Origin of the sequence: Serratia nevei (assembly GCF_024160145.1) — a bacterium.
GTDB classification, from domain to species: domain Bacteria; phylum Pseudomonadota; class Gammaproteobacteria; order Enterobacterales; family Enterobacteriaceae; genus Serratia; species Serratia nevei_A.
The window spans coordinates 1-246 of record NZ_JAMYWQ010000215.1 but is presented as its reverse complement, the minus strand read 5'-3'; the positions used below and the strand labels follow the sequence as shown (position 1 = coordinate 246).

Genomic DNA, 246 nt, shown 5'->3' with positions numbered 1-246 from the left:
ACTTCTCAGCGTCCAACGGCTGTCCAGCATCCCTTGTTTCACTTCCCGGTAACCCAGCTCTATTTCCCATCGGTTTCTATATAACTCGCTGATATCGTTACCAGGGTAGCGGAAGGGGTCCGCCAGCGACGTCAGCACCTGGCGCTCTTTCCCATCCACTCTCCGGGTCAGCAGTCTTGCCGTCAGCGTCGTAGGAAGTTCCGGCCACTGCTTTCGGGCCTGCGGACTGGTTTTCAGCGTCACCAA

The 246-nt window shown here is 57.3% G+C and carries 1 protein-coding gene; it reads right to left on the bottom strand.

Going from position 1 to position 246, the window contains the following annotated elements:
* Positions 1–246, bottom strand: a 246-nt coding sequence (locus M6G53_RS25435) for a transposase (protein WP_253335330.1), incomplete at both ends; no start/stop codon positions are given.